Raw genomic sequence first — 23,640 nt, 5'->3', positions numbered from 1 at the left:
CGGGACGCAATCCAGCATCCGGCACACGTGGTATTGAAGGGATACGACCGTGAACTTAAACGCGACTCTCTTTTTCCAGATGATCGTGTTTTTCGTTTTGGCCTGGTTTACGATGAAATTCGTATGGCCGCCATTGACGAAAGCAATCGATGATCGTCGTCAGAAAATCGCCGACGGGCTGGCTGCCGCCGATAAGGGCAAGGCCGATCTGGCCCAGGCTCAAGCGCGTATCAGCCTGATGGACGCATCGGCCAAGTCCGACAACCATCAACGGATTGTCGACGCCGAAAAACAGGCAAACGCTCTGCTGGAACAGGCCCGCCGTGAAGCCGAGGCCGAGAAAGCCCGCATCATCGCCCAGGCCCAGCAAGACGCTGCCCAGGAAGTACAACGCGTACGCGAAGGTCTGCGTGGCGAAGTCGCCATACTGGCCGTGAAAGGCGCCGAGCAGATCCTGCGACGCGAAGTTGACGCGAAAGCGCATGCCGAGCTGCTCGACCAGCTCAAGGCTGAACTTTAAAATCAAGGCAGGCCATGGCTGAACTATCGACTATTGCCAGACCTTACGCCGAGGCCCTGTTCGCCGCTGTGCGCGACGACAGTCAGGGACTCGAATCGTGGTCGGCCCTGTTGTCCGAAATGGCTCAGGTGGCCGGTCTTCACGATGTGCGCGAGGCACTGAACGATCCGCGCCTGAACAATGGGCAGCGTCTCGAACTTTTTACAGGCCTGATCAAGTCTCAGGCTTCGGAAAAGGCTCGCAACTTTCTCGAACTGCTGGTGGACAATCAGCGCATTTTGCTGCTGCCCCAGATTGCAGAGCAGTTCGAGTTATTGAAACACCAACTCGAAGGCACGGCACAGGCGCAGATCATCAGCGCTTTCCCGCTCAGCGACGCTCAGGTCGGCGAGCTGGTGGCTGGCCTCGAAAAGAAGTTTGGCCTGAAGCTAAAGCCGACAGTTACCGTCGACGCTGATCTGATCGGCGGTATTCGGGTGATCGTTGGTGACCAGGTGCTCGACACTTCCGTGCAGGCCCGGCTGGCCAGCATGCGCGATACGCTGACCGCATAAGCGCGAGTCAGTAAACAGGATTTCAGGAGTCTGAACATGCAACTTAATCCGTCCGAGATCAGCGAACTGCTCAAGAGCCGCATCGAAGGCCTGGGCGCGTCGACTGACGTTCGTACACAAGGTACGGTCGTGTCCGTTACCGACGGTATCACTCGTATCCACGGCCTGTCCGATGTGATGCAGGGCGAAATGCTCGAATTCCCGAACAATACGTTCGGTCTGGCCCTTAACCTCGAGCGCGACTCTGTCGGCGCCGTGATTCTGGGCGAATACACCGGTGTTTCCGAAGGCGATCCAGTCAAGACGACCGGCCGCATTCTGGAAGTGCCCGTTGGTCCCGAGCTGCTCGGCCGCGTGGTTGACACGCTGGGCATGCCTATCGACGGCAAAGGCCCGATCAACGCCAAGATGACTGACGTCATCGAAAAAGTCGCTCCCGGCGTTATCGCCCGCGAATCCGTGTCCCAGCCCATGCAGACCGGCACCAAAGCCGTGGACTCCATGGTGCCGATCGGCCGTGGCCAGCGCGAGCTGATCATTGGCGACCGTCAGACCGGCAAGACCGCCGTGGCTGTGGATACCATCATTGCCCAGAAGGGCAATGGCGTGAAATGTATTTACGTTGCCGTGGGCCAGAAGGCTTCCACGATCAACAACGTGGTGCGCAAGCTCGAAGAGCACGGTGCCATGGAATACACCATTGTGGTGGCTGCTTCCGCTTCGGAATCCGCTGCTATGCAGTACCTGGCTCCCTACTCGGGATGCACGATGGGCGAATACTTCCGCGATCGCGGCGAAGACGCCCTGATCATTTACGACGATCTGACCAAGCAAGCCTGGGCCTACCGTCAGGTTTCCCTGTTGCTGCGTCGTCCTCCAGGTCGTGAAGCCTACCCCGGCGACGTGTTCTATCTGCACTCCCGCCTGCTGGAGCGTGCTGCCCGCGTTAACGCCGAGTACGTCGAAAAGTTCACCAATGGCGAAGTCAAAGGCAAGACCGGTTCGCTGACCGCGCTGCCTATCATCGAAACGCAAGCCGGCGACGTGTCCGCTTTCGTGCCGACCAACGTCATTTCCATTACCGACGGCCAGATCTTCCTGGAATCGGACCTGTTTAACGCTGGTGTACGCCCCGCAATTAACGCCGGTATCTCGGTGTCCCGCGTGGGTGGTGCAGCTCAGACCAAGGTCATCAAGAAGCTGTCTGGCGGTATTCGTACCGACTTGGCTCAGTACCGTGAACTGGCCGCCTTTGCGCAGTTCGCCTCCGATCTGGACGATGCAACCCGTCGTCAGCTGGAGCGCGGCAAGCGCGTGGTGGAACTGCTCAAGCAGCCTCAGTACCAGCCGCTGGCTGTGTGGGAACTGGCCGTGAGCCTGTACGCCGTGAACAACGGTTACTTCGACGATCTGGACGTCGCTCAGGTTCTGCCTTTCGAGAAAGGCCTGAAGGATCACCTGCGCAACAAGTTTGACGCACTGGTCCAGCGCATCGAAAGCAAGAAGGAACTGGTTAAGGAAGACGAGGCTGAGTTGGTTGCAGCCATCCAGGACTTCAAGAAGCACGGCGCTTTCTAATCACTGCAGGCAGGCGCCGGAGTGCTTCCGGCGTCACGATTAGCGGGAGGCGGGCGTCTCGCCAGTCTCCCGACAATGCCCTTACAGGAAAGTGTGATGGCCGGAATTAAGGAAATTCGTACTAAGATCAAGAGCGTGCAAAACACGCGCAAGATCACCAAAGCCATGGAGATGGTGGCGGCATCCAAGATGCGCAAGGCGCAGGAACGGATGCGGGCCGGCCGTCCCTATGCAGACAAGGTGCGCGAGATCGCTTCGCACCTGATGCAGGCGCATCCCGACTACACTCACCCCTACATGGTTGAGCCCGCCGAAATCAAGGCTGTTGGTATTGTAGTGGTCAGCACGGACAAAGGTCTGTGCGGCGGCTTGAACACCAATATCCTGCGTCTGGTGCTTGCGCGTCTGCGCGAGTTTGAAGACAAGGGCATTTCGGTGCAGACAACCGCCCTGGGTGGGAAAGCAGCCGGTACGCTGGCTCGCGTCGGCGCCAAACTGGTCTCCCAGGAAGTCGGTCTGGGTGATGCTCCTAACCTGGAACGTCTGATCGGTGCCATCAAGGTGCAGATCGACGATTTTGTGGAAGGCCGCATCGATGCCGTTTACCTGGCGACCAGCCGCTTCGTCAATACGATGAAGCAGGACCCAACTTTCATTCGTCTGCTGCCTTTGCCGACGGGTCTGAAAGATCCGTTCCAGGCGGGCGATCAGATTAACGCTGAAAGCGGCGTGGTCAATTCCTCCGAATATGGTTGGGATTACATCTACGAACCAGATGCCAAGTCGGTTATTGACGATTTGCTGATGCGTTACGTGGAAGGTCTGGTGTATCAGGCTGTCGCCGAGAATATGGCTTCCGAGCAGTCTGCCCGTATGGTGGCCATGAAGGCCGCTTCGGACAACGCGAAGTCCGTGATCGGCGAGCTTCAGCTGGTCTACAACAAGACCCGCCAAGCAGCGATTACCAAAGAAATCTCTGAAATCGTGGGGGGTGCCGCTGCTGTGTAATCACGGCAAGGCATACCATCAAAGTTATATTGCAAGGACTAAACATGAGCAACGGTACCATCGTTCAGTGCATCGGCGCCGTGGTGGATATTCAGTTCCCCCGCGACAGCATTCCTAAAGTCTACGACGCCCTGACGCTCGTAGATGAAAGCTCGGCCTTCGCTGAAAAAGGCCTGACCTTTGAAGTGCAACAACAATTGGGCGACGGCGTGGTTCGTACCATCGCCATGGGCTCCAGCGACGGCCTGCGCCGTGGCATGGAAGTGGCCGGCACCGGCGCGCCCATCTCCGTGCCCGTGGGCACCGGCACACTGGGCCGCATTATGGACGTGTTGGGTCGCCCTATCGACGAAGTGGGCCCCATTCAGTGCGAAGAGCGCCGCTCCATTCACCAGGTTGCCCCCAAGTTCGACGAACTGTCCCCATCAGTGGAACTGCTGGAAACCGGTATCAAGGTGATTGACCTGGTTTGCCCGTTCGCCAAGGGCGGTAAAGTCGGTCTGTTCGGTGGTGCCGGCGTGGGCAAGACCGTGAACATGCTGGAGCTGATCAACAACATCGCCAAGGCCCACAGCGGTCTGTCCGTGTTTGCTGGCGTGGGTGAGCGTACCCGTGAAGGTAACGACTTCTACCACGAAATGGCTGACGCCGGCGTTATCCAGATGGACAACCTGAGCGACTCCAAAGTGGCCATGGTGTTCGGTCAGATGAACGAACCTCCAGGCAACCGTCTGCGCGTCGCACTGTCCGGCCTGACCATGGCCGAGAAGTTCCGCGACGAAGGCCGCGACATCCTGTTCTTTGTGGACAATATCTACCGCTACACGCTGGCCGGTACCGAAGTGTCCGCTCTGCTGGGTCGTATGCCTTCGGCTGTGGGCTACCAGCCTACGCTGGCCGAAGAAATGGGTAAGCTGCAAGAGCGCATTACCTCCACCAAGACCGGTTCGATCACGTCCATCCAAGCCGTGTACGTGCCAGCCGATGACTTGACTGACCCATCGCCTGCTACGACCTTCCTGCACTTGGACTCCACCGTTGTGTTGTCGCGTGACATTGCTGCCCTGGGTATCTACCCCGCTGTGGACCCTCTGGATTCCACCAGCCGTCAGCTTGACCCTCAAGTTGTGGGCGAAGAGCATTATGCAGTGGCTCGCGGTGTTCAGCAGACGCTGCAGCGCTACAAAGAACTGCGCGATATTATCGCCATTCTGGGTATGGACGAATTGTCTCCAGAAGACAAGCAGGCCGTGGCCCGCGCTCGTAAGATCCAGCGCTTCCTGTCGCAGCCGTTCCACGTGGCTGAAGTGTTTACCGGTTCCCCTGGTAAATACGTGCCACTGGCTGAAACCCTGCGCGGCTTCAAGATGATCGTCGACGGCGAGTGTGATGCTCTGCCAGAACAGGCGTTCTACATGGTCGGTTCCATCGACGAGGCTTTCGAAAAAGCCAAGACTATTCAGTAAGGATTGCTCATGGCTAAGCTTCATGTTGACGTGGTTAGTGCCGAAGAATCGATCTTTGCTGGTGAAGCAAAGTTCGTGGCACTGCCCGGCGAGGCTGGGGAGCTGGGTATTTTGCCCGGCCACACCCCTCTGATCTCGCGGATTCGTCCCGGCACGCTGAAGATCGTTATGGACGATGGCCGCGAAGAGCATATCTTCGTAGCCGGCGGCATACTCGAAGTTCAGCCCGGCAAAGTCACTGTGTTGTCGGATACCGCGATTCGCGCTAACGACCTGGATGAGGCCAAGGCCCTTGAAGCCCGCAAACGTGCGGAAGAAGCCCTGCGCAACACCAAGGACAAAGCCGACATCGCCGTCGTGGAAGCCGAGTTGGCCATGTTGGCCGCTCAGGCTGCTGCGGCCCGTCGACTGCGGGACGTGCGCAAGCACTGATCGCAGCGGACAGCGTCCACAAAAAAGGCACCTTCGGGTGCCTTTTTTGCATGGCTGATTCTGTGGCGTAGCCAGCAGCGATATCGCTCAAGGCATCACTGTGTCGCGTGCTTCAGCACGTTTCTCGCAAAGCCAGCAGACTTAACCGCACGCCTGCGCGCCAGTCCCGGGTAATGGCATCGACACCCAGTAGATCGTCCAGCTTGCGCTGGCTCAGGCACGACCGGGCGGGGCGTCGTGCCGGTACAGGATGCTGGCACATCGAAATAGGCCTTAGCGAAGGCGATTCTGCCAGCAATCCCAGTTGGACGGCCTGGTGGAAGATTTCCTGGGCAAAATCGTACCAGCTGACATCAGGCTGGCCCGCGTAATGGTAGATTCCACGAGGGGCTTGCACGCCGGCCTCCAAGCGCCGGGCAAGAAGCAGCAGGACCTGCGCGATATGCGGGGCATAGCTGGGGCCGCCCACTTGATCGCTCACGATGCTTAATTCCCGACGTTCCCGACCCAGACGCAACATGGTTTTCAAGAAATTATTACCGAACTGGCTGAACACCCAGCTGGTGCGTACGATGACTGCCGAGGGCAGGGCGGCCAGCACGGCTTGCTCGCCGTCGAGCTTGCTGCGCCCATAGAGGCTCATCGGCCCGGTCGGCGCGTCTTCAGCATAGAGCTGCGCCGCCTGACCGTCGAAGACGTAGTCGGTCGATATATGGATCAGGCCGATCCCGCGCTGCGCGCTGGCCTGCGCCAGCAGGCCAGGGGCAAGTGCATTGACGAGATACGCCGTTTCGGGTTCGGATTCGGCTTTGTCCACGGCCGTATAGGCGGCCGCATTGATCAGCACATCGGGCCGGTATCGTTCCAGCGCCTGCTGTATGGATTCAAGGTCGGTAATGTCCAGATCAGATCGAGCCAGGATATGAAGACTCTCAGTCTGCTGGACAGGTTCGTGCACGAGCCGAGCCGACGCTGACGCCGGATCGGCTTGCACACGCGCTTTGGCGCGGGATGACTTCAGCCAGCCTATGGCCTGACCAAGCTGGCCTCCGCCTCCGGACACCAGTATGCGTGTCATGGCCTTTCCTGCTGGCTAGGACGCTGAAATTGCTCCAGTCCTGGATGGCGGCTGTCCTTGGGCGACAGCAAGGGCTGCGGGACTGGCCAAGCGATGGCCAGTCGAGGGCAGTTCCAGGCCAGCCCGCCTTCATCGTCTGGGTGGTAGTAGTCCGTGCATTTGTAGCTGAGGTCCGCCTCTTCGCTCAACACACAGAATCCATGCGCATAGCCGGGAGGGAGCCAGAGCTGGCGGTGATTGCTTTCGCTTAATTCAACACCGACATAGCGGCCGAAAGTCTCTGATTCCGGTTTGATGTCCACGGCTACATCAAAGATGGTGCCGCGCGTGACGCTGATCAATTTTCCTTGCGGCCGGGTTCGTTGGAAGTGAAGTCCGCGCAGCACATGGTGTCCCGATCGGGAGTAATTGTCTTGGACGAAAGGCTGGGTGATGCCGGCTTTTTCTCGGTAGCGCTCCTGGCTGAATGTTTCCTTGAAGAAGCCGCGCTCATCGCTGAAAACACGGGGCTCGATGATGAGAACCCCAGGCAGTGAGGTGTTTAGAATATTCATGTCAGCTCTGGAGGAGTCTTTGCAAGTATTGGCCGTAGCCGGTTTTCCTTAGTGCGTCGGCTTGCTCGCCCAGCTGTTGTCGGTCGAGCCAACCTTGATTAAAGGCGATCTCCTCCAGACAGGCGACTTTCATGCCCTGACGATGTTCTATCGTGCGTATGAAAGAGCCGGCCTCCATCAGGCTTTCGTGGGTGCCGGAGTCCAGCCAGGCAAAGCCGCGTCCCAGCAAGCTGACATTCAATTCGCCCAACCGCAGATAGGTATTGTTGGCATCCGTGATCTCGAGTTCGCCACGGGCTGACGGCCGAATCTGGCGTGCGATGTCGATAACGCGATTGTCGTAAAAATACAGTCCAGTGACGGCATAGTGGGACTTGGGCTGCATCGGCTTTTCTTCAATGGAGACTGCTTTGCCGTTATTGTCGAACTCCACGACGCCAAAGCGTTCCGGGTTAGTTACCTGATAGCCGAAAATCGTCGCCCTTGTGCGGCGTGATCGCGCCTCTTTGAGCATCTGGCTGAATCCGTAGCCATAGAAGATGTTGTCCCCCAGAATCAGGCTGACATTATCCTGGCCTATGAAAGCAGCTCCGATGATGAAGGCTTGGGCCAGACAATCCGGAGAAGGCTGCTCGGCATAGGACAGCTCCAGGCCGTAGCGCGATCCGTCATTGCGGAAATTGGGCAGGTCTTCAGGTGTGGAGATGATCAGAATCTCCCGTATGCCGGCCAACATCAGTACCGACAGGGGGTAGAAGATCATGGGTTTGTCATAAACAGGCAGCAATTGCTTAGAGACGCCCATTGTGATGGGGTGCAGACGCGTCGCGGAGCCGCCGGCCAGAACGATTCCTTTCATGCTTGGTTTCCTATGCGATCCAGACGGTAAGTGCCGTTGAGCACGCGCTGCCACCACGATGTATTCTCCAGATACCAACGCACGGTTTTGTGCAGGCCCGAGTCAAACGTTTCCTGCGGCCTCCAGCCCAGCTCCCAGAACATTTTGCCGGCGTCAATAGCGTAGCGCCGGTCGTGTCCGGGTCTGTCCTCTACAAAGACGATGAGGTCGGCGTATCGGTCCACGCCGGCAGGTTTGGCAGGCACCAATTCTTCCAGAATGGCGCAGATGCTGCGTACCACGTCCAGGTTCCGCTTTTCGTTGTGTCCGCCGATATTGTAGGTTTCGCCGACCCGGCCATGGACGGCGACTTCCAGCAGCGTACGGGCGTGATCCTCGACGTAAAGCCAATCCCGTATCTGGTCGCTCGCTCCATAGACCGGCAAGGGGCGGCCCTGCAAGGCATTGAGAATCATGTGGGGAATCAGCTTTTCAGGAAAATGGAAGGGGCCGTAGTTATTGGAGCAATTGCTGACCAGCGTTGGCAATCCGTACGTGCGTTGCCAGGCGTGCACCAGATGATCAGAGCTTGCTTTGCTGGCCGAATAGGGAGAACTGGGTGAGTACGACGTCGTTTCCGTGAACAGCTCGCTCGTGCCGTCTAGATCTCCATACACTTCGTCAGTGGAGACATGATGAAAGCGGAATGCCGCCTTGCGTTCAGGATCCAGGCCCTGCCAGTAAGGACGGCATGTTTCCAGCAAGGTGTAGGTGCCGACGATATTGGTATGGATGAAATCGGCCGGCCCGTCGATGGAGCGATCTACATGGGACTCGGCCGCCAGGTGAATGACGAGAGCGGGCTGAAATAGCCTGAGCTGAGCAGCCAGCGCCGCAGCGTCGCAGACATCCGTCTGCGAGAACTGATACCGGGGGCTGTCAGCGACAGAAGCCAAAGAATCCAGGTTTCCGGCGTAGGTCTGCTTGTCCAGATTCAGTACGGTGTGGCTGCTGTGCCGGATGATATGGCGAATGAGGGCGGAACCGATGAAGCCGGCGCCGCCGGTGACGAGAATACGCATGGTATGTTGATTTCAGATAAGGCGGCCTTACGCAAGCCCATCGATGGCATGGACGGGGTAAAAGTCATCCATTGCCTGACTACGATAATGTAGTTTCACGTGTTTCTATCGATCGAAAAGAAAGGTGGACTTCCATCAGTTTGGCCACGCGTTTGCATCCGGCCTATGGCATTGCGGGACTGGCCGTAGTAGTTTGATATGTTACTAGCGGAAACTATGACGAGACCCATTTAAACGAGCAGCTCAGGGATAGTGCGGTTACAATTTAATACCTGATTTAACGTACGCCCCTCTTTCTTTTACATAGCCGTTTTATCATGGCAACACGCCGATGCGAGCGTTCAGCAGCCTGGGCATGTCTTGCCCGATAAACGGACCATACCAACCCGGATGATTGAATATTCTTGAACTATGGCTTTAGCATCCCTTTTTTCCCGCGAGGGCCATCGTGTGACATCGGTATTGGTGTTTCTGTTCCTCGCCAGTCTTCTGTCTACAAAAAGTGGCTACTCCTATGTTCTGGGCGTACTGTCGCTGTATTCTTTTTGGCAGTTGAAAGGGCCGCGCATTGCGTTCGAGCGCTCGGAAGGCTGGGTATTGGTCTGTATGGGCTTGTTTGCGCTGCTGGGGGGCATTGCCGCTGCCTGGCACGGAGACCCTGCCGACGCTTTCGAGGTACCTGCCAAGTTTGCCCTGGGCATGGTGTTGATCCATTGCTGCATGAAGCAGCCGCCCCAGCCGGCGGCGCTCTGGTCGGGGCTGGTGGTAGGAGCGGTCAGTGGCCTAGCTGTGGCATATTGGAAGATGTACCAGATAGGGGTGTACAAAGCGTTTGGATTTACAGGCGCTATTCAGTTTGGAAACCTGTCTTTGACGATGGGGGCCCTCTTGGTTGTTGCGTTGTGCTGGACACTGCGCAACCCATGTGAAAATCGTCGTTTTTGGCTGGGACTATTGGCGGCGGGTGTCACCTGTGGGTTAATGGGGTCGTACTTCTCGGGCACCCGAGGGGGATGGATAGCGACCCCTGTATTTCTAATGCTGTTTCTGCTGTCATATATGCGCCGTGGCAACCTCTTGTCCTGCATACTAGCCTCGATAGCCATCATTGCTTCTGGAGCTATTGTGACATTGTATTCGCCCGTGCTGCAGGAACGCATACAGCAGGTTTCCCACGATCTTAGCGAGTATAAGGATGAGGGCGTCAATAGCTCCAGCTCGCTAGGAGCCCGGTTCGCGATCTGGCGTGCATCTATTGATCTTTTGAAAGAAAAGCCGATTCTAGGTTGGGGAGAGGTTCGATTCCGCCAGGAATTGCATGAAAGAGCAGACGAGGGTTTGCTAGGACAAGTACCTGCCAGTCTTGCAAACACTCACAATACATTTTTAGAGGTCTGGGTCATGTACGGCGGACTGACCTTGATAGCCTTGATCGGTTTTTTGATAAGCTCAGCTTGGCATTTCCTGTCTTATCTAAGAGACCCCGACGCCATCGTGCGAGTCTATGCGCTGGCAGGCGTCTGTCTGGTACTAGGATATGTGGTGTACAGTCAAAGCCAGATTATGCTGATACGCAATAACACGTTAATGTTTTTCTTATTAATTCTGGCTGTTTTGATGGGATTGCTACGCCAACGTAAGAGTAATATGCCCACAAAGAGCGCTGCAACAGCATTTTGTTAGCGTGGCTACATAGCGTACGCCGTTACACCGCCTGCCAAGGGTCCGTTAAGCCTTGCTGGTATCCGAGAATATCGGTATGCGACCCACTGCTTAACTGGTTACTGAATGTCGACACAGGTCAAGTGCCAGCCCACGCTGATTCATTGGGTCAACTGCTGCACTGACTGTCAAAATTCACAGCCGTTAAAAAATGACGAGTTACTAAAAACTTATTCCCAATGTCAGGGAGTGCTAATAAAGTCAGTTCGATCTTTTTAGCGCGAATCACCGCTATTAGTAATTAAGGTAAAAAATGAAAGTTCTATTTGTATTCGGCACCCGTCCTGAAGCCATAAAAATGGCCCCGTTAATACAGTCGCTGAAAAACGATAATCGTTTTAATGTAAAGGTTTGTGTTACTGCCCAACATAGGGAAATGTTAGACCAGGTATTAAAGTTATTTCTTATTTCACCTGACTTCGACCTCAATATCATGAAATCAGGTCAGACGCTGGGGGACATTACGTCTTCTGTCTTGCAAGGCCTAAATTCTGTTTTTTCTTCTTACAACCCAGACATGGTATTAGTACACGGAGACACGGCCAGCACCTTTGCAGGTGCGCTTGCCTCTTATTATCATAAAATTCCAGTAGGACATGTGGAAGCTGGACTACGTACAGGCGACATGTACTCACCTTGGCCAGAAGAGGCAAATCGCAAGCTTACTACTGCGCTTACCACCTTGCATTTCGCTCCCACAGTTCAATCCAAGCAGAATTTGTTACGTGAAAACATATCTCCAGAGGCCATCGTTGTAACGGGTAACACTGTTATTGACGCTTTGCTCATAGTAAAAAATAAAATGGAATCTGAGCCGGAACTACAGCAACAATTAAGCAATGCATTCCCCTACCTACTGAATAGCAGCAGAATGGTTCTCATTACTGGGCATCGGCGTGAGAACTTTGGCTCTGGCTTTGAACGGATCTGTCAGAGTATCCGTGCTAGTGCTACTCGCTTTCCTGATGTTCAGTTCGTATATCCGGTACACCTCAATCCAAATGTCCAAGAACCTGTTAAACGGCTGCTGAAAAACTTGGGCAATGTGCATCTCATTCCTCCTCAAGACTACCTCCCCTTCGTGTATCTAATGAATCGTTCACATATTATCCTGACGGACTCAGGTGGAATTCAAGAAGAAGCACCTGCGTTAGGAAAACCAGTCTTAGTCATGAGAGATACGACTGAGCGCCCTGAAGCAGTACAAGCCGGTACGGTCAAACTAGTCGGCACTAGTCCCGAAAAAATTACTCAATCAATTAGTTCGTTACTTGAAGATGAGTCGCAATATGAGCAAATGAGCTATGCCTCCAATCCCTACGGCGATGGAAATGCTTGCCAGCGCATTGCAGACAAGATGGTGCATTACTTTGAGCAGATTGCCACTCTTAAACACGAGGAACTGCCCGCTCTACAGGCCTCGCCACTGCCCGGCAGATGCCAGCCCAGTAGTTCGCGGGTATGACTGCCGCTGCCTTAACAACACCCAGACATTCTTCTGCCAGCAGAATCTCAGCGACCAATGCCACTGGAGAGTTCTCAGCATCCGTCGTCGGTCTACAACGAGCTGTTGGAGATTCGGGCGTGAGTCTTCAATACAATCGTATCGAATAATTTTTTGATACGCTGAAGCTGGATCGAATATCCAGCGTGTGGCCCGCTGTTGCTCAGCTGTAATCTCCTCAGAAAAGGAACGGTCTTCAAGGTGGAATTTTCTAACAGCAGTACTCCGGAAATTTTGCATGAAAACCTCACGTTATTACGATAGCCCGATCATCGCCCTCCTAAAGCAGGCTGAAGCGGGTACGTACGTGGCGGAACTTTGCCGAGAGCACGGGATGAGCAATACTACGTTCTATAAATGGCGTGTCAACTACGGCGGCATGGATGCTGGATTGATGTTGCGCATGAAGGAGCTGGAGACGGAGAACTCCCGGTTGAAAAGATGTATGCAGAGGAACGGCTTAAGGCTGAGATTCTGAAGGAAGCTATTGACAAAAATGGTGAAGCCATCTCACGGTAATCCCCCCAATAAAGCGGTGATGTGGATTCAGACGGTCAGTGCAACAGTTCGTCTAGCGCTTCAGCCGGAGTTTTGAACCCCAACGTCTTTCTGGGACGGGTGTTTAGCTTGGCAGCGACTTCGTTGAGGTCGTTCTGGGTGTCGTTCGCCAGGCTGGTTTTTTTGGGGAAATATTGGCGTAGCAGGCCGTTCGTGTTTTCGTTGGTCCCTCGTTGCCAGGGGCAGCCCGGATCACAGAAATAAACGGCCATATTGGTATCCATACTAAAACGTCTGTGCGCTGACAACTCAACGCCACGATCCCACGTAAGGCTTTTCCTCAGTTGGGTGGGAAGCTGGCGTATCTGCTCGACAAGAGCTTGGGTGACGGTTTCGGCCCGCTTATCGTTGATCTTGCAAAGCACGGTGAATCGCGTGCTTCTGTCGACGATCGTGACGATAGCACTTTGATTTGTTCCCGAAATGAGACACCCTCCCAATGTCCCGGCAATGCGCGCTCTGCAATCTCCGCGGGACGAGCGTGAATAGAAATGGATTCGGGAATGCCACCTGATACGGCAGCATGGTGAAGCCTGGCATGGCGGAACATACGCTGCGTTCGCAAGTGCTTTTTTAGTTCCTCTCGCAGTACGCCGCGGGCCTGAACAAACAGTGATCGATAGATCGTCTCGTGCGAAACACACATGGTTTTTCCGTCAGGGGATCGACGTTTCAGCCATCCCGATATCTGTTCTGGGGACCAGTCGGCCTCCAAGAGGCGTATAACGACATTGCGCAACTGCGCAGCACTAGCCAGCAAGTACGGCTTTGGTCGCCGAGCGCGTTTCAGAAACTGCTTTTCAGCCTCGTAGGCCCGATACTTCCCTGGGCCACCATTGCGACCAACCTCTCTCGAGATCGTTGATGCTGAGCGACCCAATTCACGCCCAATCGCTCGATAACTGGCACCACAGGCGAGCCCTCGGGAGATTGACTCGCGTCTTGTGCAGACAGGCATTCGGTACGGCGTGTTCGGGGATGAGGCGCGATCCCTCCGTGGTACAGAAGATAGGAAAAAACCGTCGCAGGCGGTTTGGCAATGTCGCGCGCAATAGAGCTCATCGGTGTCCCCTTGCGCCATAGATCCCAGATTCGGGACTTCCTTGTCTCAGTCATGGCGCCGTGAATGCTGACCATTTCACACCTCCATCTATCAAAATCAAATAAGGTGTTGCACTGACCGTCTGAATCCACAATCGCTAAAAAGGGGGGATTACCCTTTAGCTACCGGACGGCCGCCCATCTGTTGGGGTTCAACAGTAACACCGTGCAGCGCGTATTCCAGTTGATGGGCGGCAGGTCCGCAAGGGGCCCAACGGGCTTAGATCTCGGATCCAAGCATTGCTGCCAGTGACCACCAGGCCCAACGAGCGTCGATCGACGGATCTGTGCCGCGTTTGGGCCGGCCGAGATAGCTGGGCGACGCTGGCGTTGTTGATCGACTGTCATACGCGGAAGTTGTTCGGCTGGCACATGCCCCGAAGTGACAAGGACTGTACCGCAGGCAGTGCACTGGAACATGCCCTGATCGCCCGCTTCGGGAGGCAGGGGCTTGTGCCTGCGCCGTTCCTGTTGCGATCCGATCGTGCATTGACATCGCTTCGAGACCATCCAGCATGCCAGCCGCGTCGTCGGAGACTGGATACGCTTTTACAACCACCGGTGCCCACACCCGACTCTCGGCATGAAGACCCCGGCTCAGGCACTTGTTTTGGCCGCTTAACTTGAGCAGGTTTTGTTTGGTCATTGCATTAAGACGTCGGAGTGGGGCAGTTTTATTCCGAAGATTCCAACGAAAGTGGGTTGGATTTCAACCGGCATTGATACATAGTGGCTCGTTATTCTTCAAGAATAATATTGATTTTATTCGCGCCTGCCTGTTCTAGTCGTCTAATACCTTCGGCGCTATCTTCTAGAGTGTCAGACTTAGATCGAATATAAAGAAAAAACAAATAATCTTTACTAGCTAGCTGTAAAGCATCATTCTCTATAAAGATCGGAGCAATATTCACGACAATATTGTCGTACTTAGTGCTTAGCTCTGATAATAAATTATTAAATTCATTGCTTTGTAAAATATCTTCAGCACTTAAAATTTTTCGATTTCCTACGGGAATAAAATCCGCTCTTATATCCGGTTTCATGTAAATCACATTTTCTACCGAAATTTTGTCTTCAATACATTCATAAATTCCAAAACAATTTTCATCTGAAGCTAGTTTTTTGCTTATGATTTTGTTGTTAAAATCACAATCTATAAGAATGGACTTGTTTTTTTTACTGAAAAGAGATTTTGCCAGATTGCGTGCTACGAATAGTCTTTGTTTAGACTCATAAAGCCCAGTAAATATAATTATATTCTTCTTTCCCTGATCGGAGTTGTTTTTGATTTGTATGCTTAATCTGTCAATTGCATTAGTGGTTGCATTTTCCTTGTTATATTCCTCCGGTATTTGTTTTTTTCTCTTGCCAAAAGGGATGAGAGCATAAACTTTTCTTCCAATCTTTTTTTCTAAAGTGGCAGTTGATCTGATTTCACCACGATAGAAGTTTCTAAACAGTACTAATGTAATACTAAGAATGAAACCCAAGAAAAGGCCTATACCAACAAGAATAGGATCTTTAGAAGTAATTTTTTCACTTGAAATGAACGATCGGTCTATCAGGCGAGTCATTCCGGATTTTCCGTCTCTAATGAGTTTTAATTGTTGCGAGACTAATAAGAGATTGGAATAAAGTTCGCTATCAAATTTAAGCTCGTTAGATAACTGAAAACTATTTGCTTGTTCTGATATTTCTTGGTTAGAGGGTAATTTGTTGGTCTTTTTTAGGTCAATTATTTGGTTTTTTAATTTTGGTAAAAACATGTTTAGATAATCTAAACTTTCAGTAGCTTCGGTTTTCTTCTTTTCAGAATCAATCTCCAAGTAAGTTTGGCCTACGGCGTTTGTCGTTTTTACAGCAATTTCTTTATTGGAGCTGACATATGAAATGTCTATAATTCGTGACCCACTAGGTTCTTCTTCGACAATTAGATTTTTTTGAAGTCTGAGCAAGGCTTGTTCTAGGCTTTCTTGTTTCAACGTAAACCAAGCATCTTCTTCAGCCTTGATATCAGATATATATATTTGTCCACTTTCACCATTGTAGTTAAAATTTACTAGCTCTTCAAATTTTCCCTCAGTGATTATAGTTTGTTCAGGGGATATCAATTGATAACCATTTTGAGTTTTAATTAATGCCAGTTTTCTATTTCTTAGTGATTTTGGTAAAGCAAGCGCTTCAAGAAAAACTATAGTGTCTTGAGGGGTTGCAGTATAAATTCCTGCTGCCTCTAATAAGTATGCTATTTTTGAATCCGGTTTTATCCATTTTTTCGAAAAAGAAGTATCGCTTTCTGTAATTTGAACATCAAGCAAAAAATCATTAATTGATTTTTTTAAAATTAAAGGTGATTTTATAATTTCAATTTCGGAAATTGCGCTCGTTTGGATGCCTATTCTTGAACCAAGGCCTCCTACTACTATATTCGAAACATTGCTAGGTTGTTCCAGTTGAACTAGAACACTGGACTTATAGCTTGCACTATTAAAAAGCACATACAATAAAGCTGTTAGTGCGCTCAACACTGTTACGCTAAAAATAAACCTTTTTGCTGAGTACAGCTCTTTAAGAATGCCGGCGAAATCGATTTTGTCTTGTTCATCAGACATAGGGATAGGAGGGGGGATATGTATAGCCATATTTGAACAGAGGATAAGGATTAAATGAGTCTTTCTGCACTGTAACAATACAATGCTACGAAGTTCATTTTATCGTATGATGGATAAATAATCTAACACATATTTTTTAAAAATATAGTTTCATTTTGTTCGTGTGCAGTAGAATATTTAAGTGTGACTTACGTCTTTGTGTTTGATTTTTTAGCGGACGTAATGCGTATTGTTATTTTATCTTTAAATTAATATTATCAGCTATAATTTCAATTTATAATTGATGCTAATTTATAAATTAATTTTTATTCAAATTTATAATTTTACTTCTTCGTTTTGTTTTTTATTTGAATGAGTTTCTAAATTTAATTTTGACGTTTAAATTTTTTATATTATTTTTTTTGTAAATATTGAAAATGATGATTTGTGAATATGCTTACTTACATACATTATTAAGTAAATAAAGTGAAAGAAAAAAATATTTTTAATCGCGTTTTAAGTAATTCTTTGTATCTATTCATAATACAAGGGGTTAATTATCTTGTGCCTTTGTTGTTATTGACTTATTTAATTAAAAACCTTGGTCAGGAAGGATTTGGTAAGTATTCTTTTTTGTTAACAATAGTAATTTATATGCAAACCATAGTTGACTATGGCTTTCTGCTAACTGCAAGTCGTGATGTAGCCAAAATTGGCGATAATAAAATTAAATTGAGTGCAGTATTTTGGAGCGTTAATTTTTCTAAGATTTTAGTCGCAGTTTTTCTTTTTATAATTTCAATTTTCGTATATTTTTCAGGTTATGTGGAAATAAGTTTTAATTTTTTTTTATATATTTATTTTCTTGCTTTTTTTAACTCCATGACACCGATTTGGTATTTCCATGGGAAAGAGGACTTCAAGGTAGTTGCTATTTTCAATATCCTATCAAAAGGAGTTTCTTGTGTATTGATTATTCTTCTTGTTAATGGGCCGGAGGATGTAGAGAAAATTTTCTTAGCTAACCTTATACCATCATTTTTAGTTTGTGTGGTTTCGTTCTATTTTATATATAAAAAGAAGGAAATAGTCAAGACGAATGTTCGGTTTAAAGATGTTAAGGATCAGCTCGTGAGTGGTTGGCATATATTTACAACCAGCTTTCTCTCTGCCTTGTTGGGTAACGGGTGTGTCTTTTGGCTGGGTATAGTGAGCAACCCAAGCATTGTCGGAGCCTATGCTATGGTTGAATCTATTGTAAAAGCTGCCGTGTCTCTCTTCCAACCTTTAACGCGCGCTTCCTATCCCGTAATTGCCAATGAATTCTCTCATAGTAACCAGCGTGGTTTTAGGCTGGCTTTTAAAGTTGGGAAGTGGTTGTTTCTATTAAGCATATTGTGTGCCCTTTCGCTTGTTATTTTTGTACCTTTTGCTATAAATATATTAAATAAAAGCATCATCTCTAAATTGCTGGTTTTTATATTATCATTATGGTTAATAGGTGGTGTAATTAATAACATACTTGGTATTCAAATATTAACTGCAATGGGTGAAGTAAAAAAATATAGCTATAGCTTTTATTTGTCGGCTTTAATATTTGTATTGCTGCTTTTGACGCTGACTCATTATTATTATGAAGTAGGAGCGGCGTTGGCATTGGTAATAGCAGAGCTCATATTGACCGGCCTCTTGGTTTATAAAGTAAAAAAAATTTACTCAGATTCTTTGTTTAATTCAAAATAGGAACTATATATTAATTTATATTTTTATCTATTTTCACATCTAGGGATTTGATTGGCTTTTTATTTCTGATTAAAACTTGATGGCCTCGATAATACGGGGTCTTTTTTGGGCTTGATTAACTTAGGTTTTGTCGTATACAGCTGCTGTGTACTTTATAATATAGTGATGCTCGGGGGGGCTGTTGTGCAGCTGGTAATTCAATACTTGCATAGTTACGCGGTTTAGCTCGCTGTACGTCATTCTTTGCATGTTCAAGCTGATTTAAGGTTACTGATCTGACACAGTGCTGTGTGTAGATTTAGTGTGTAGTTATTCTCTATACAACAATTTTAATCAATTTAAAGTCATATTTTTGTGGATCTAAATTTTTAAAGCGTCTTTATAGACAGAAATAGTTTTTTCCAACATGGTTTTAAACGTAAAATTTTTCTTGAAAGAAATCTGACCATTTTTCCCCAAAGATTCTCTAAGCTTTGGGTCTGAGATTAATAATTCAAGATATTTTGCTAATTCTTGTGAATCGCCTCTTTGGGATAAGTACCCCGTCACACCGTGAGCAACAGCCTCAGATACACCGCCAACGTCAGTAGCGAGAACGGGTAAACCTGCTCGCATGGCCTCCAGGATCGAAAGAGGAAACCCCTCCCAGTTAGTACTTAAAACAAATACGTCAGAGGCCTGTAAACGATCTGGTATATCGCGACACGCACCGGCAAAGATTATTTTGTCTGTTAATTGATGCTCTTTAACCAATTTTTCTGCTTCGCTGCGTAATCTTCCATCGCCGGCAAAAGTAAGATTCCAATTTTTATTTTTAATTAACGCTAAGGCTTTAATTAAGGTAGCTTGATCTTTCTGTTCATCAAAACGAGCCACCATAATTAATTTACATAGATGATCATTCTGGGTTTCTTGATGTTCTAAATATTTTTTTTCTATGTCAACATCAGGTAGTCCATTTTGAATGGCTCTCAATTTACTAGGTTTTATAATTTTGTTTTTTATTGCAAGCTGACGATCATATTCTGATACGGTGATTATCTTCGTTGCAAAAGGTGCCATGGCCTTTTCAATAAGTCGATAGGCTATTTTACGTCTCTTTGATACGCCATCTGTAAAGGCCCAGCCGTGAGCTGTGAATATGGCTGGTAAACCAAGCGAGCGAGCTGCAAGACGTCCAACAATACCAGCTTTGGACGAATGCAGATGCACAATATCTGGCGATATTTTCTTTAATGCTGAACGAATTTCAAAGAAGGCAAGTATATCTTTGATGAGATTGATTTCTCTAATTAGATTTTTTATTGCTAACGTAGGTATTCCTTTTGCATTGGCTTCTTGTGCAACTATACCTTCACCACCGATTAAAATGATCGCTTCTATTCCTTCTTTTTTTATTCCTTGAGCCAAATCAAGCAAATGTATATTTGCACCGCCAATAACGTCCGATCGGGTGATGATATATGCAATTTTCATAATCTAATCTAATTTAATTTATTTTATGCGCTTTATATAGTCGTTTCTTTGTATAGAGATAAAAAGACAAATATAAATAGCTAAGTAGCTAAAAACTCTAAGACGGACGGCTGATCCTAAATTGTCGTTGCCTAGGATCCAAAATGTATTATAAATAAAAAAGAATATTAATAAATAATTGGTAAATGAATGTATTTGCTGCCGGCTTTTGACTACGTAAGCCAAAGCCAAAATAAATGGTAGTGATTCGAGCAAAAATGCTATCATCGATGATTTGTTTGGCCAATAAAAACCAAATAACTGGTATAAATAGCTTTTTGAAAGATCAATTAAAAACAAAGATTTATTTTGAAAATTTATTCCTAAATTTGCTTCGCCTACTAATATTCCTGAGGTGAAATTTTGCCGATAAGCCATTATGGGATCAAGGGCGCCTATTAAAAAAGCAAGATACAAGAATATAAAATATGCTATTATCCAGAGCAATGTTGGAAATTTTCTTAAATTAATGACTTTGCTGATGAAGTAGGCTGCAATTGTAGAGAATCCCAGATATGGCCTAAGGCCAAATAAAACAATGCTTAATATAAAAAATATAAAAAGCCAAAATAATTGAAGAGTAATATCGTTTTGCCAAATGGAATTTCGAACGGCCACTAGCGCTAAAATAAAAATGAAAATCATGAAAACATCACGATATATATCATTGGTGTAATAGAAAATGGTCGGGTATATGCTATAGATCAAAAACGCTAAAATTACACATTTGTTCGATATTGGGCTATAGTTCTCTTTTGCTACCCACGCGGCTCCCAAGGGTATTAAGATAATACCCATTATTTTTAATGTAAAACTGACGCCTTCTCTGGAATATAATCCAATGTCATTAAGAATTCTTAATAACATTGGCCAGACGCTGGTTGTGTAATTTAGCTTTCCTAGTGCATAGGCGTCATAATAATCTGAGTCATTGCCTGACTTGTAAAGGTCCAGATTTGTGTATGATATAAATAAGTAGGCAAGCAGTTTCAATAAAAATATTATGAAAATAATTTTTATTAAATTATTTGATGTTGTCATCGGCTTGCTCGCGTCATAGTCTTTTATACATTTCTATAAGTCTGTTTTCCATCACGCTCCACGAAAAGCGTTGCTGATATAGAGCATACGATTTCTTTGCCATGCACTCTAAATCGTGGTGATCTTGCAAAATGGTTTCGAGCAGGTTCTCAAATGATTTTTCAGAATAATCTATTGTAAAGCCTATTTTTTCAGTATTGATCAGTTCATCAATGCCCGTTCCATTACAAACTATGAGCGGTTTTGATAAAAGCATAGCTTCATATAATTTATTGGGAGACGAATAGGCATGGTTAGGTATCGTAGGGTCGTAAGTGGCAAACATGATGTCACTTTCCGCGTTTATTTTTAAACTCTCGGAATAATCTACTTTTCCTAAAAATACTATATTTTCATATTTTAATGATTTTTCTTTTATTGATTCCTCAAGAGGGCCAAAGCCGGCGAGTGTGATTTTTATCTTCGGATTACGCGATGCCACATTTAGAATCTCCTCCAGTAGCCTGCCTGGCTGTAAGACGCCTACGTATCCTAGCGTTATAGATTCTCTATTTTTGGGTAAGGTGGATAACGTAAGTTCAGTCTTTACTTCTGGGGTGTTATGAATATATTCTATAAATTTTGGGTTTGAACCCATTATTTGTTTTAGCCGATTCTCGGTCGCCAAGATGACAGCATCAGCTCGGTTTATAATGCCAAGATCTATTTTTTTTATCGGCTTTATCAGAATTTTAGGTACTGAAAATGCATCAACATAAAAATCAAAAATATCGTAAACTAGTTTTTTTTTATATAAGACTTTCATGAAATATGCCGGGATTACGGTATCGAAATCGGCAGCATGGATGATATCATAGTGATTTCTTAAAGAAAGTAATTTTTTTAGTAAATAGAATTGAAATCGTGCTAACTTAATAATGTTTTTTATTCCACCGCCAAAATTCGATTTTAAAGAAAAATAATATATTGGTATTTGTTTTTTTTCAGATATTAGCTGGCCTTTATTGCCTTTGTCTGCGTCTCTATCCCAGGCTAAGATGGTTACATCAAATCCTGCTTTACTTAACGCACGAACCTCTTTTTCCACCCTTGGGTCAGGGTCTATCGGGTTAGAGCGGAGATATATTACTTTTTTCATTTATCTAGCACCAAATCCAGTTATCATTATTCTTATAGTTAAAATAGCAATTATCAGGTCTAGGGATAATGAACAGTTTTTTATATAATAAAAGTCGTGTTCTATTTTTACCTGCGTTTCGTCTGCGCTCGCCGTATAGCCTTGTCGTACTTGCGCCCAACCGCTAATTCCGGGTTTAACAATGTGACGATAGCTGTAGAAAGGTATTTTCTTATCGTATTCATTTACGAAAGAGGGTTGCTCAGGCCTTGGGCCTATCAGGCTCATTTCACCTTTTAGAATATTAAAAAATTGTGGTAGTTCATCAATTCTTAATTTTCTGATGATTTTTCCTATTTTTGTTATTCTAGGATCATTTTCACCCGCAAACTGCTCGCTCGCCAGTCTATCAAAGCGCATGCTTCTGAATTTATAAATAGTAAAAGGCTTGTTTCCTTGGCCTATGCGAGTTTGTGTGTAAATTGCAGGTCCAGGGCTCTCTATTTTTATAAGAATGGCTGTGATTAGGCCAATAACTAAAACAACTGGTAGTGTCGCTAATACAATAAGAATATCAATAAAAAATTTAAGTCGTTCATAACCAGGGGATGGCAATAAAGCTCCCATATTGTTTTCTGACATACGATGTATTTTTACTTTTCCAGTCAGAGATTCATATATTTGTTTTGCATCGTACACGGCGGTGCGATGAAGTGCGCATTGCGTAAGAAATCGTTGTGTATTCTCATCAATGCTTTCGAAGTCAGCCACTACGCTATCATATCGTCTGCCTTCTAGTGATAATGTCTTAAGCACCCTGGCATCCACTAATTTTAGCTGTGAAATTTCCTCTGTATATTTATTTCCAGGAATAATTGCTAGCTTAAGTCGTTTGTATTTTTCGGTTAAGGTGTATTCAATATATAGCCAAATAAGAGCGGTCGCTCCCGAGGCAATGAGTAAAAAGCGAGATATTTCCAGCCGCAACATAAAAGTGATGAGGGCGATCAGACCATACACAAGCACGACTTGCGGTAGTATAAAAGCGGCGGAACGTCCACCAGGATAAATGTTGCGTAAACGATTTGTTCCTGCAGCGCTAAAAAAATACGCGATGCTTGTCGCTATCAGAGCATTTTTCTGTCCGTTGTTAGGTGAAATCAATTGCTCGTAGGACCAAAAGGCGATAAACGGAAGAGCTACTGTAATTATCCACCCTACAAATAGGGAGAAAGTGTTCGATAGTAGTACTTCTTCATATAGTCGTCTAAATCGTCTTGGGAAATTATTTTTCATCGTTTTTAAAGTCAGGATGATTATTGTTTAACGGCTAGCTGCACACTGTGTTGAAGAATTTGCTGAGAGCAGTGTATAAGGGGTTTAATAAAATAATTGGCGCTTTCATTTCTCGGACTACATCTGTGTTCAGAGCGGAGCGTTTTTTTGGAAGTTCCCATGGATGTTTCTGGATAGCCGCACATTTTACTGGGCCTGCGTCTTTGGGGCCCCTTCAAGCGAAACCGCCATTCTGGCAAGGATGGAGCGGGAGTTCGTTGATAGGGTGAGGTCAGAACGATGGTGCCATGCCTGACCTTACTGATTGTGCGTAGCATATCGGAAGTGGGACAGGATTTCGAC

18 protein-coding genes and 4 pseudogenes are annotated in these 23,640 nt (G+C 47.6%); 12 read left to right on the top strand and 10 right to left on the bottom strand.

Features of this window, described 5'->3' with window-relative positions; translation table 11 throughout:
• The first annotated feature begins 49 nt into the window (after window positions 1-49).
• From AADW57_RS16160 to AADW57_RS16135, 6 genes are all read left to right on the top strand, one after another.
• A complete protein-coding gene (locus AADW57_RS16160) occupies window positions 50-520 on the top strand; it encodes a F0F1 ATP synthase subunit B (RefSeq protein ID WP_341667907.1) in 471 nt (156 codons plus the stop codon).
• A gap of 14 nt (window positions 521-534) precedes the next feature.
• Window positions 535-1,074 carry a F0F1 ATP synthase subunit delta gene (locus AADW57_RS16155; protein WP_341667906.1) on the top strand — a complete coding sequence of 180 codons (540 nt, stop codon included), beginning with the start codon at window positions 535-537 and terminating at the stop codon, window positions 1,072-1,074.
• 36 nt (window positions 1,075-1,110) lie between these two features.
• Window positions 1,111-2,652 (top strand): F0F1 ATP synthase subunit alpha, encoded by a 1,542-nt coding sequence (atpA, locus tag AADW57_RS16150; protein WP_341667905.1) that lies wholly within the window; start codon window positions 1,111-1,113, stop codon window positions 2,650-2,652.
• A 96-nt stretch (window positions 2,653-2,748) separates the two neighbouring features.
• Entirely contained in the window at window positions 2,749-3,660 is a 912-nt protein-coding gene (atpG, locus tag AADW57_RS16145; RefSeq protein ID WP_341667904.1) for a F0F1 ATP synthase subunit gamma, read from the top strand.
• A 44-nt stretch (window positions 3,661-3,704) separates the two neighbouring features.
• Entirely contained in the window at window positions 3,705-5,126 is a 1,422-nt protein-coding gene (gene atpD, locus AADW57_RS16140) for a F0F1 ATP synthase subunit beta (RefSeq protein ID WP_341667903.1), read from the top strand.
• A 9-nt stretch (window positions 5,127-5,135) separates the two neighbouring features.
• Entirely contained in the window at window positions 5,136-5,558 is a 423-nt protein-coding gene (locus AADW57_RS16135; RefSeq protein ID WP_341667902.1) for a F0F1 ATP synthase subunit epsilon, read from the top strand.
• A 112-nt stretch (window positions 5,559-5,670) separates the two neighbouring features.
• On the opposite strand, the gene rfbD is transcribed toward AADW57_RS16135, so the two are convergent.
• From rfbD to rfbB, 4 genes are read right to left on the bottom strand one after another with little or no spacing between them, the layout of a single operon-like run.
• Window positions 5,671-6,636: a dTDP-4-dehydrorhamnose reductase gene (gene rfbD / locus AADW57_RS16130; protein WP_341667901.1), complete on the bottom strand. Its 966-nt coding sequence runs from the start codon at window positions 6,634-6,636 to the stop codon at window positions 5,671-5,673.
• Window positions 6,633-7,190, bottom strand: a complete 558-nt coding sequence (gene rfbC / locus AADW57_RS16125) for a dTDP-4-dehydrorhamnose 3,5-epimerase (RefSeq protein WP_341667900.1) — start codon at window positions 7,188-7,190, stop codon at window positions 6,633-6,635. Before rfbC ends, rfbD begins: the two co-directional genes overlap by 4 nt.
• Window position 7,191: 1 nt before the next feature.
• Window positions 7,192-8,049: a glucose-1-phosphate thymidylyltransferase RfbA gene (gene rfbA, locus AADW57_RS16120; protein WP_341667899.1), complete on the bottom strand. Its 858-nt coding sequence runs from the start codon at window positions 8,047-8,049 to the stop codon at window positions 7,192-7,194.
• Window positions 8,046-9,110 (bottom strand): dTDP-glucose 4,6-dehydratase, encoded by a 1,065-nt coding sequence (rfbB, locus tag AADW57_RS16115; RefSeq protein ID WP_341667898.1) that lies wholly within the window; start codon window positions 9,108-9,110, stop codon window positions 8,046-8,048. The genes rfbA and rfbB overlap by 4 nt, the downstream gene beginning before the upstream one ends.
• Window positions 9,111-9,521: 411 nt before the next feature.
• Here rfbB and AADW57_RS16110 point away from each other — a divergent pair, with 411 nt between their 5' ends.
• The 3 genes and pseudogenes from AADW57_RS16110 to AADW57_RS16100 all read left to right on the top strand — a co-directional run.
• Window positions 9,522-10,793, top strand: a complete 1,272-nt coding sequence (locus AADW57_RS16110) for an O-antigen ligase family protein (protein ID WP_341667897.1) — start codon at window positions 9,522-9,524, stop codon at window positions 10,791-10,793.
• A gap of 292 nt (window positions 10,794-11,085) precedes the next feature.
• Window positions 11,086-12,297, top strand: a complete 1,212-nt coding sequence (gene wecB / locus AADW57_RS16105; protein ID WP_341667896.1) for a non-hydrolyzing UDP-N-acetylglucosamine 2-epimerase — start codon at window positions 11,086-11,088, stop codon at window positions 12,295-12,297.
• A gap of 277 nt (window positions 12,298-12,574) precedes the next feature.
• Window positions 12,575-12,831: pseudogene (locus tag AADW57_RS16100) on the top strand (transposase); the annotation flags it as partial.
• A gap of 59 nt (window positions 12,832-12,890) precedes the next feature.
• Here the strand turns inward: AADW57_RS16100 and AADW57_RS16095 are convergent.
• Window positions 12,891-14,031, bottom strand: a pseudogene (locus tag AADW57_RS16095) (IS30 family transposase).
• A gap of 213 nt (window positions 14,032-14,244) precedes the next feature.
• Here AADW57_RS16095 and AADW57_RS16090 point away from each other — a divergent pair.
• Both AADW57_RS16090 and AADW57_RS16085 read left to right on the top strand, forming a co-directional pair.
• Window positions 14,245-14,421: pseudogene (locus AADW57_RS16090) on the top strand (IS3 family transposase); the annotation flags it as partial.
• A 79-nt stretch (window positions 14,422-14,500) separates the two neighbouring features.
• Window positions 14,501-14,617, top strand: a pseudogene (locus AADW57_RS16085) (integrase core domain-containing protein); the annotation flags it as partial.
• 115 nt (window positions 14,618-14,732) lie between these two features.
• Here AADW57_RS16085 and AADW57_RS16080 read toward each other — a convergent pair.
• Window positions 14,733-16,637 carry a GNVR domain-containing protein gene (locus tag AADW57_RS16080; protein ID WP_341667895.1) on the bottom strand — a complete coding sequence of 635 codons (1,905 nt, stop codon included), beginning with the start codon at window positions 16,635-16,637 and terminating at the stop codon, window positions 14,733-14,735.
• 435 nt (window positions 16,638-17,072) lie between these two features.
• On the opposite strand from AADW57_RS16080, the gene AADW57_RS16075 reads away from it, so the two are divergent.
• On the top strand, window positions 17,073-18,329 hold the full coding sequence (locus AADW57_RS16075) for an oligosaccharide flippase family protein (RefSeq protein WP_341667894.1): 1,257 nt from the start codon (window positions 17,073-17,075) through the stop codon (window positions 18,327-18,329).
• A gap of 360 nt (window positions 18,330-18,689) precedes the next feature.
• Here AADW57_RS16075 and AADW57_RS16070 read toward each other — a convergent pair whose 3' ends face one another.
• From AADW57_RS16070 to AADW57_RS16055, 4 genes are read right to left on the bottom strand one after another with little or no spacing between them, the layout of a single operon-like run.
• Window positions 18,690-19,805 (bottom strand): glycosyltransferase family 4 protein, encoded by a 1,116-nt coding sequence (locus tag AADW57_RS16070; protein WP_341667893.1) that lies wholly within the window; start codon window positions 19,803-19,805, stop codon window positions 18,690-18,692.
• Between the two features lie 18 nt (window positions 19,806-19,823).
• A complete protein-coding gene (locus AADW57_RS16065) occupies window positions 19,824-20,885 on the bottom strand; it encodes a hypothetical protein (protein ID WP_341667892.1) in 1,062 nt (353 codons plus the stop codon).
• A gap of 13 nt (window positions 20,886-20,898) precedes the next feature.
• Window positions 20,899-22,023: a glycosyltransferase family 4 protein gene (locus tag AADW57_RS16060; RefSeq protein WP_341667891.1), complete on the bottom strand. Its 1,125-nt coding sequence runs from the start codon at window positions 22,021-22,023 to the stop codon at window positions 20,899-20,901.
• Window positions 22,024-23,298: a sugar transferase gene (locus AADW57_RS16055; RefSeq protein ID WP_341667890.1), complete on the bottom strand. Its 1,275-nt coding sequence runs from the start codon at window positions 23,296-23,298 to the stop codon at window positions 22,024-22,026.
• Window positions 23,299-23,640: the final 342 nt, after the last annotated feature.

This window comes from Alcaligenes sp. SDU_A2 (assembly GCF_038237375.1).
Taxonomy (GTDB): Bacteria; Pseudomonadota; Gammaproteobacteria; order Burkholderiales; family Burkholderiaceae_B; genus Alcaligenes.
This window is presented reverse-complemented; position numbering and strand designations above follow the sequence as displayed.